Origin of the sequence: Streptomyces triticagri, from assembly GCF_003429565.1 — a bacterium.
GTDB lineage: Bacteria > Actinomycetota > Actinomycetes > Streptomycetales > Streptomycetaceae > Streptomyces > Streptomyces triticagri.
In genome coordinates, this window is the sequence record NZ_QUAK01000223.1 from 18,708 (window position 1) to 27,520 (window position 8,813).

Genomic DNA, 8,813 nt, shown 5'->3' on the forward strand with positions numbered 1-8,813 from the left:
AAGCAGCACTCATGCGAGATCCGCTGACCATGCTGACGGACGCCTTCACCAGCTTCCTGTTCGGCAAGGTGGAGACGACGAGACTGCCAGTCCGCACCTCGACGGGCCAGGCGCAGGCGGTCTACCTGCCGACGGCCGCCCCCGGTCTCGGCGACTCGGGCGTCATCATCGGGCGTGAGGTGTACAGCGGGAAGGGTTACATCTACGACCCGTTCCAGCTGTACGGTCAGCAGCTGCCGGCCCCGCACTGGCTGGTGCTCGGCGAGTCGGGCAACGGCAAGTCGGCGCTCGAAAAGACGTATGTCATGCGGCAGTTGAGGTTCCGCGACCGGCAGGTGGTGGTGCTCGACGCGCAGGGCGAGGACGGCGTCGGCGAGTGGAATCTGATCGCGCAGGAGCTCGGCATAACGCCCATCCGGCTCGACCCGACCGTCGCCCTGGACACCGGCATCCGCCTCAACCCCCTCGACCCGTCCATCACCACCACCGGCCAACTCGCCCTGCTGCGCACCATCATCGAGGTGGCGATGGGCCACGGACTCGACGAGCGCTCCGGTTTCGCGCTCAAGGTCGCGCACTCCTACGTCAACGAGACCGTGGTGGAGCGCCAGCCGGTCCTCACCGACATCGTCGACCAACTCCGCCACCCCGAGCCGGAGTCGGCACAGGCGATGAACGTGGCGACGGAGGACGTACGGGCCTGGGGCCTGGACGTGGCGCTCGTCCTGGACCGGCTCGTCGACGGTGACCTGCGCGGCATGTTCGACGGCCCGACGACCGTTGGCATCGACCTGGACGCGCCGCTGATCGTCTTCGACCTCTCGCACATCGACCGCAACTCGATCGCGATGCCGATCCTGATGGCGATCGTCGGTGTGTGGCTGGAGCACACCTGGATCAGACCGGACCGCAAGAAGCGGATCTTCCTGGTCGAGGAGGCCTGGCACATCATCAACTCGCCTTTCGTGGCACAGCTGTTCCAGCGTCTGCTGAAGTTCGGGCGCCGCCTCGGACTGTCCTTCGTCGCCGTCGTGCACCACCTCTCCGACGTGGTGGACGGTGCGGCGGCCAAGGAGGCGGCCGCGATCCTGAAGATGGCCTCGACGCGTACGGTCTACGCCCAGAAGGCCGACGAGGCGCGGGCGACGGGACAAGTGCTCGGCCTGCCGCGCTGGGCCGTCGAGATCATCCCGACCCTCACCCCCGGCATCGCGGTCTGGGACGTCAACGGCAACGTCCAGGTCGTCAAGCACCTGATCACCGAGTCCGAGCGTCCCCTCGTCTACACCGACCGCGCGATGACCGAGGGGTCCGCCCTGGAGTCCGCCGCCCCGGATGACGACATGCTGGCCGCGGACCGCGAGGCGGAGGAACGCGCCGCGTACATCGACCGGTTGAACAACCCGTCCGCCGAATCCACCGTGGCCTGAGGTGGGGTGACATGCCCGAGCACCATGACACGTACGGTCCCGGCGGCGCCCATCGGCACGAGCGGCGCGGCGGTGGCGGGATCCCCGACGGGCTCCTCGTCGGCGTGCTTGTCTTCCTGCTCGGCCTGACCGTCCTGGTGTGGACGGCGACGGGCCTGGCGGCGAAGTTCGCCCACGGCGCCTGGCCCGACACGGTCACCTTCGACCGCACACCGGGCGCGATGCGCCAACTCGCGGCGGAGCCCCATGACATCGCGGGCGCCTGGCCGGACACGGCCCCCGACTCCCTGTCCGGCTACGGCCTCTTCTGGGGCCTGTTGATAGGGCAACTCCTGATCCTGGTCGTCCTGACGATCTTCGTGATGGGGACGGTGGCTCGGTGGAGGGCGCTCAGGGCAAAGCCAGCCCGTCCAGATCCAGCCCGTCCAGATCCAGCCCGTTCGGCGTTTGAGGACAAAGCTTTTGAAGCCCGTCCGGCGCTTGAGGACGACGAGGCGCGCAGCGCCGATGCTTTCGAAGCCCGTCCGGCGATTGAGGACACCAGCGACGCCCGCGTCAAGGAACCCCCACCCACGGCCGTGATCCCCTCACCCCGCGCCCCGCTGATGATCGGCACCCCGGAAACCCGCCGCCCCGCGGCGATCCGCGCCATCGAGGACGCCACAGGACCCGTCCTGATCCTGACCTCCGACCCCACCCTCTGGGAGGAATCCAAGGACGCCCGCGCCAAGCTCGGCCCCACCCTCCTCTTCGACCCCACCCACCGCTGCGACACCCCGGCCCGCATGCACTGGTCCCCCAGCACCGGTTGCACGGACAAGCCCACCGCCAAGGAGAGGGCCGCCGCCCTCCTCGCCCCCGTACGCCCCACGGCCCGTATCGACGCCGCCGTGGCGGACACCGCCGAGACGCTCCTGCGGAGCTATCTGCACGCGGCGGCCGTCGACGGCCGCCCGTTCAAGCACGTACACCGCTGGGCGCAGGGCAGCCAGGTCCAGGAGGCCGTACGGATCCTGCGGACGAACCCGAAGGCGGCCTCCGGCACCGGCGGAGAGCTCGAGGCGGCCCTCACCGCACATCCCGAACGACGGGACATCGCACAGGAGTTGACGGCCCGCGCACTGTCCGCCATGTTCTCCGTACACATCCGGGAGGCCTGTACGGAAAACCGAACGGATGCGCAGACCCTGGATTCTTTCCTGGACGAGGGGGGCACGCTTTACGTGGTGGGTGAAGCCATCGAGGACCCCAAGTCGCATCCGGGTGCCATGCCGCTGCTCACGGCACTCGCCTCCAGCGTGGTCGAGCGCGGCCGGCGCATGGCCGAACGGTCATCCTCCGGTCGCCTCGACCCACCACTTGCGCTGGTCCTCGACGACGTCGCGGCCGTCGCCCCACTCCCCCAGCTCCCGGACCTGCTGGCCTCCGGCGCCGAGCAGGGCCTCCCCACCCTGGCCCTGCTCCGCTCCCGCGAACAGGTCCGCACCCGCTGGCCGGGAGCGGAACTCCCGGCCTGAAGAACTCCCGGCCCGAGCAAGGCTGTTCGCGACATCGAGGCGGACATCAGGACAGGCATCAGGACGGGGGCATCAGGACGGGCATCAGGACGACAGCCCCCGCCAGAAGCCGACGTGGTGATCGCCCGCGAAGTCCGTACGCCCGATCCGTCCGGACGCGAGCCGCTGCACATACGGATCGCCGGCCGTGAACCTCTGCCACGCGGGCGCACCGTCCCCGTTCACCTGCCCCGTGCGCGCGAACCGGCTCCAGTAGCCGATCACCGTGTCGGAGAGGCGGGACTGCCGGGCGTCGAGCGGCTCGAAGAGGTCGTTCTCGAAGAGGTAGGCGAGATCGACCATGTGGCCGGTGCCGAGCGAGAAGCTCTCCGGCCGCGGTACACCCCGGAAGTACGGGGACTCGGCCTCGGCGAAGTCGTAGGCGTGGACGGAGGTGTGCCGGGCCAGTGCCCGCTGGGTGTCGAGCGCCGCGGTCGACCACTCCGAGTCGGTCAGCACGGCGGACAAGGCCGCGCCGGGCGCCGGATATGCCGCCGCCGGGTACTCGGCGAGCACCGCGGGCGCGACCGCCCCGAACTGCTCGGTGAGCTTCCCGGCGTACTCCTCGGCGGTCAACGGCCGTCCCGTCGTGGTCTCTTGGGTGGCCGCGAGCCCACTCATCTCGTCGTGGGTCGACCCGTGCAGCACCGGCACCCGGGCGAACCTCCCGGCGGGGATGGCGCGTGACGGCGACTCCGGCAGCACCTCGCCGTCCACGACGGGCCGGTACCCTTCGTGTCCGGACACGGACGCTTTGATCAGCGCCGCCGTCGACTTGCGGCGCAGGCAGGAGTCGACCGTACAGGGGTCGTCGCAGCCGGCCGCTTCGGCGATGGCGCGCCCGTTGTCCTCGGCCTCCTTGCGGGTGAAGGATCCGTCCGGTCCGACGCAGCCGGCGCTCTGGACGATCGCCCGGTGGAACAGTCCGCGCGCCGCGGGCGAGACGAGCTGCGCGCAGACGCTGTAGCCGCCGCCGGACTGGCCCATGAGCGTCACGTTGCGCGGGTCGCCGCCGAAGGCGCGGGCGTTGCGCCTGACCCATTGGAGGGCGGCCTGCTGGTCGAGCAGGCCGAGGTTGGCCGGCGCGTCCAGTCCGGATGCGCTGAGGAAACCGAAGGTTCCGAGCCGGTAGTTGAGGGTCACGACCACCGCGCCTTGTTCCGCCGCGGCGAGCTTCGCGGCCCGGTAGGTGCCTCCGTCGCCGTAGGTGAAGCTGCCGCCGTGGATCCAGACGACGACCGGCAGCCGGCCCTGCGTCCGGCCCGCCGGGGTCGTGACGTTCAGATACAGGCAGTCCTCGCTGCCGCCGCCCTCGATGGCGATGGGCTGGTCGGTGGGCTGTGCGCAGGCGCTTCCCGGTGTGCGCGCGTCGAGCGGCGCGGACCGGGGACGCGGCGGCCGCGGCTCCTGCCACCTGCGGTCGCCGGTGGGCGGGGCCGCGTACGGGATGCCCTGGAACGTCCGTACGCCGCCGGTGACTTGGCCCCGGACCGGGCCCTCGGTGGTCGTCACCCGGGTCCGGTCACCGGTGCCGGCGTCCTGCCCGCCGGGCCGCGCGGCGGCCGGATCGCTCGCCGCGACGGTGGCAGCGATCGCGGCACAGGCCGTGACCGCGGCGACGAGACCTCCGATACGGGTCTTACGGAACTTGGCGGACTTACAAAGCTCAGGGGACTTGCGGGATGTACGAGGCTTCACGGTGCTCATCCGGACTCCCGGGGTCGTCGTGACCAGCTCAGCGCGAGCCACTGGGAGCGAGCCACTCCGAGCGAACGGCTCGGAGCAGAACGGCTAGGAGCAGAACGGCTCGGAGCAGACCGCTCGGACAGGCAGCTCGACGCGAACTGTTAGGGCACGACCGTAGCCAGAATTTGGGCAAACGCGCAATACGTTTGTCCAATGCATCTGTCCAATGCGATCGCCTGATGCTTACGCCTGAGACGCTCGCCTAGCACAAACGCCCAGGCCATTGCTAAGGTCCGCACCATGGGAAACCGGGAGAAGCTCCTCGAAGCCGCGCGTGAGTGCCTCTTCACGAAGGGGTACGAGCGGACGACGGTCCGCGATCTCGCCTCCACCGCCGGCGTGAGCATGGCCGCGATCGGCTACCACTTCGGCTCGAAGGAGGCGCTGCTCAATCAGGCACTGTTCCAGGCCCTCGACTCGGGTGGCCGGGCCTTCGGCCCACCCGACGAGAACACCGGCCTCGGCGCGCTCTGGCAGCGCATCATCGAGGCGTTCTCGGCCGACAAGACGTTCTGGACGGCCAATCTGGAGACCGTCCTGCGCGCCCAGCGCGACCCCGCACTGCGCGAGCAGATGGCCGAGGGCCTGCAACAGGGCCGCGCCGGCATGGCACGCGAGGTCACCGGAGCGGCCGAGGACGAGCTCTCCGAGTCGACGGTCCGCACTCTCGGCTCGGTCCAACTCGCCCTGGTCAGCGGCCTGATGATGCAGCACCTCACCGACCCCGACGCGGCCCCCACCGCCGACGAGGTCCTGGCCGGCCTGCGCGCCCTGGCCGCCCACCTGCCCGAGGACACGTGAGCCCCCCCGGGTCACTCCACCCCGTACAACCGCAGAAACACCTCCACCCCGTCCCGTACGAGCTCCTCCACCGCCGCGGGCTCCAGCGGCAGCGCGCCGTAGTACGAGTCGAGCATGACGCCGCCGCCCAGGAACAGGCTCAGATGCCTGGCCGCCCGGTCGGCACTGCCCTCGTCGACGGCGAGGCGCCCTTCCTGGCCGACGGCCAACAGGTGGGTGCGCAGCGAGAGTTGGGTGGCACGCGGCCCGATGCGCTGCCATTCCTCCAGTACGTCGGCGGGCAGCCGCGGCCCCTCCGGGATGATCTGGCGTACGAGAGCGAAGTGCTCGGGGTGCACCTCGCGCTGCCGGATCCAGTCGAGGCCGAGGTCGAGCAGATCCTCGTACGGCTCACGGAACTTGCGGAAGTGCCGGTCGAACAGGGCGCGATGGGCCTCGGTGACCGCCTCCGCGCTCTCCAGGAGGACCGCCCGGAAGAGGCTCTCCTTGCCGCCGAAGTGGTTGTAGAGCGTGCGACTGGAGACCCCGGCCTCGGCGGCGATCGCGTCGACCCCGGCCCGGGTGTACCCCTCGCGGCCGAACACCGTGCGGGCGCCGCGCAGCACGGCCTGCCGCTTCTCGTCACTCCCTCCGCGCGGCCGCCCCCGCCGGGCACCCTCGCTCGCCTGCACCATCCGGCACTCCTCTCCCTTCGTTTTTACAATCACCGTTGTAATAACTACAGCGTCCGTTGTACTTTACCGTCATGGCTACCGAAGCCGACACACCACGTCGTCAGGGTCGCCCCGCCCTGACCCTCACCATCGTCCTGCTCGGCCTCCTCACGCTCCCCATGGCCATGTCCGGCGTCACCGTCGCCCTGCCGCGGATCGGCTCCGACCTCGACGCCTCCGGCGCCGCGCTCAACTGGGTGGTGGCCGGCTACTTCCTGGCCGCCTCCTCGTTCATGCTGGTCGCCGGCTCGCTCGGCGACATCTTCGGCCGCCGGCTGCTCTTCACGTCCGGCGCCGCCGTCTACACCCTCGGCACCCTCGGCGCGGCCGCCGCCCAGAACATCGTCGTCCTGGACGCGGCCCGGGTGATCTGCGGCATCGGGGCGGCCGGGGTGATGGCGAGCGCCGGTTCGCTGCTCGCGGTGACCTTCGAGGGCGCCGCGCGCGCCCGCGCCTTCGCCATGCTCGGCACCACGGCCGGCGTGGGCCTCGCACTCGGCCCGACCCTCGCGGGCTGGATCGTCGACGCGCTCGACTGGCGGGCCGGCTTCCTGGCCTTCGCCGCGGCCGGGCTGGTGCTCTTCGCCGGCAGTCTGCTGCTGCCCGAGTCACGGGCCGCGATACGCCCCCGGGTCGACAAGGCCGGCGCGGTCACCTTCATCAGCGGCCTCGCACTCGTCCTGTTCGCCGTCACCCAGGGCTCCAAGGAAGGCTGGCTCTCGCCGCCGACACTCGGCCCGCTCGCAGCCGGAGCCGTACTGCTCGCCGCGTTCGTCCGGATCGAGCGCCGCACCGAACACCCCGTCCTCGACCTCACCCTGGCCGGCGACCGCGCCTTCATCGCCTGGCCCATCGGCGTCTTCGGCCTGGGCGCGGCCACCACCGCGGTGCTGGTCTTCCTGCCCACGTATCTGCAGGCCACCAGCGGTTTCACGGCACGGGACGCCGGACTCGTACTGCTGCTGCTCAGCGTGCCGATGGTCGCGCTGCCGCCGCTCGGTGCGCGACTCGTCAACCGCGGCGTGCCCGCGCGCCGGCTGCTCGTCACCTCGCTGCTGATGCTCGCGGCCGGCAACGTCTGGCTCGCGACCCTCCACCCCGGCATCGGCCAACTCGGCCTCGCGGGCCCGCTCATCACCCTGGGCGCGGGCTCCGGACTCTCCCTCGGCATCATCGACGCCCGGGCACTCGGGATGGTCGAGACGGACCGCTCGGGCATGGCGTCCGGCTTCCTCAGTACGGTCCGGGGCGGCACCGGAGCCGTCATGCTCACCCTCTTCGGCGCGCTGCTCCTGGCCGTACTCGAGCAGCGCGCCGGATCCCCGGCACTGGCCGGCCGCATCGCCGCCGGCACCCTCCGCAACCCGGACGCCGCGGCGCACTTCACCGTGTCCCTGCGGATCGCCCTGTGCTCGGTCGCCGCCCTCACACTGGCGCTCGCACTCCTGGTCCACCTACTGCTGCGGCACACCGGACGCCCAGTCCGGCACACCCACAACGGGCTTACGGGCCACGGGAGTACGGGCAACGGGCTTACGAGCAACGGGAGTACAGGAAGCGGACGCACGGACAGCACGGTCACCAGCGCCCGTACGCCTCCTCCCGGGGATCGCTAGGGTCTCTCCCGCGGACGGACCCTAGCCCGCGTCCCCCTGCCGCCCCGCGACCATCTCCAACTCCCTTGCACCCGGCACCGGTTCATCGCCGTCCCCGGCGACCGGCACCGACACCCCCGTCAGCGAGAACCCGCACTTCTCGTACGCCGCCCGCGCCCGCCCGTTCTCCTCGTGCACGAACAACCGCACCCGCTCCACCCCGTCCACCGACCACGCCCACCGCGACCCGGCATCGATCAGCTCCCCCAGGACCCCACGCCCGCGCCACTCCGGCCGCACATACACCGCGACCAGCTGAGCACCGCCCTGGCTGACCTCGTCCCCGAAGACGCTCGCCTCGCCCGCCTTCTCGACGAGCACGACCAGCGTCCCCGCCCAGACCCCGTCCCCGGCCTCCGCCACGAACTGCCGCACGGCCGTACCCGCCGAAGCCCCCGTCGTACGGTCCTGCCAGAAGGAATCGGGCTGCGCCAGCGCCTGCTCGTACGTCTCGACGAACGCCACCGGAGCCGCCGGATCCCGCAAGGCGGCCAGCCGCAACTCCTTGACCTGCTTCCACTCGTCGCCGCGCACGGCCCGAACCCGTATCTCCATCCTCCGATGCTGACCCCGACCACGAACCCACGCAACGCAATTCCCCGCGCCACCGGCCCGCACGCCCGGGACCGAATCCCCGAGTCCACCGCCCCGGATCCTCCATACCGCGGCACTACACCCCACCGCACCGCCGCATCGTCGCCGCCGGTGCCCGCACCAGGGTCCTCATCCTCCTCGCGGAGTCCACGGTGAAGACCCACGTCGCCGCATCCTCGCAAAGACCGGCGCCCGCGACCGCATCCAGGCCGCCTGGTGAATCCGAGCTGGAAATGCAGAAAGCCCCGCACCATACGGTGCGGGGCTTTCCCACAATTAGTTCGGCGGCGTCCTACTCTCCCACAGGGTCCCCCCTGC

Annotated in this window: 7 protein-coding genes; 4 read left to right on the forward strand and 3 right to left on the reverse strand. The window is 70.9% G+C overall.

Features of this window, described 5'->3' with window-relative positions; translation table 11 throughout:
* Positions 1-11 precede the first annotated feature (11 nt).
* Complete coding sequence (locus tag DY218_RS29750; protein WP_128559267.1) at positions 12-1,430, forward strand: ATP-binding protein; 1,419 nt, start codon at positions 12-14, stop codon at positions 1,428-1,430.
* Positions 1,431-1,441: 11 nt separating this feature from the next.
* On the forward strand, positions 1,442-2,947 hold the full coding sequence (locus DY218_RS29755; protein ID WP_128559268.1) for a type VI secretion protein: 1,506 nt from the start codon (positions 1,442-1,444) through the stop codon (positions 2,945-2,947).
* An 84-nt stretch (positions 2,948-3,031) separates the two neighbouring features.
* On the opposite strand, the gene DY218_RS29760 is transcribed toward DY218_RS29755, so the two are convergent.
* Positions 3,032-4,693, reverse strand: a complete 1,662-nt coding sequence (locus DY218_RS29760; protein ID WP_128559269.1) for a carboxylesterase/lipase family protein — start codon at positions 4,691-4,693, stop codon at positions 3,032-3,034.
* Positions 4,694-4,972: 279 nt separating this feature from the next.
* On the opposite strand from DY218_RS29760, the gene DY218_RS29765 reads away from it, so the two are divergent.
* A complete protein-coding gene (locus DY218_RS29765) occupies positions 4,973-5,533 on the forward strand; it encodes a TetR/AcrR family transcriptional regulator (protein WP_128559270.1) in 561 nt (186 codons plus the stop codon).
* 11 nt (positions 5,534-5,544) lie between these two features.
* Here DY218_RS29765 and DY218_RS29770 read toward each other — a convergent pair whose 3' ends face one another.
* On the reverse strand, positions 5,545-6,207 hold the full coding sequence (locus DY218_RS29770) for a TetR/AcrR family transcriptional regulator (RefSeq protein WP_128559271.1): 663 nt from the start codon (positions 6,205-6,207) through the stop codon (positions 5,545-5,547).
* 71 nt (positions 6,208-6,278) lie between these two features.
* Here DY218_RS29770 and DY218_RS29775 point away from each other — a divergent pair, with 71 nt between their 5' ends.
* Positions 6,279-7,862: an MFS transporter gene (locus DY218_RS29775; RefSeq protein WP_128559272.1), complete on the forward strand. Its 1,584-nt coding sequence runs from the start codon at positions 6,279-6,281 to the stop codon at positions 7,860-7,862.
* A 21-nt stretch (positions 7,863-7,883) separates the two neighbouring features.
* Here DY218_RS29775 and DY218_RS29780 read toward each other — a convergent pair whose 3' ends face one another.
* Positions 7,884-8,456 carry a GNAT family N-acetyltransferase gene (locus DY218_RS29780; protein ID WP_128559273.1) on the reverse strand — a complete coding sequence of 191 codons (573 nt, stop codon included), beginning with the start codon at positions 8,454-8,456 and terminating at the stop codon, positions 7,884-7,886.
* Positions 8,457-8,813 lie beyond the last annotated feature (357 nt).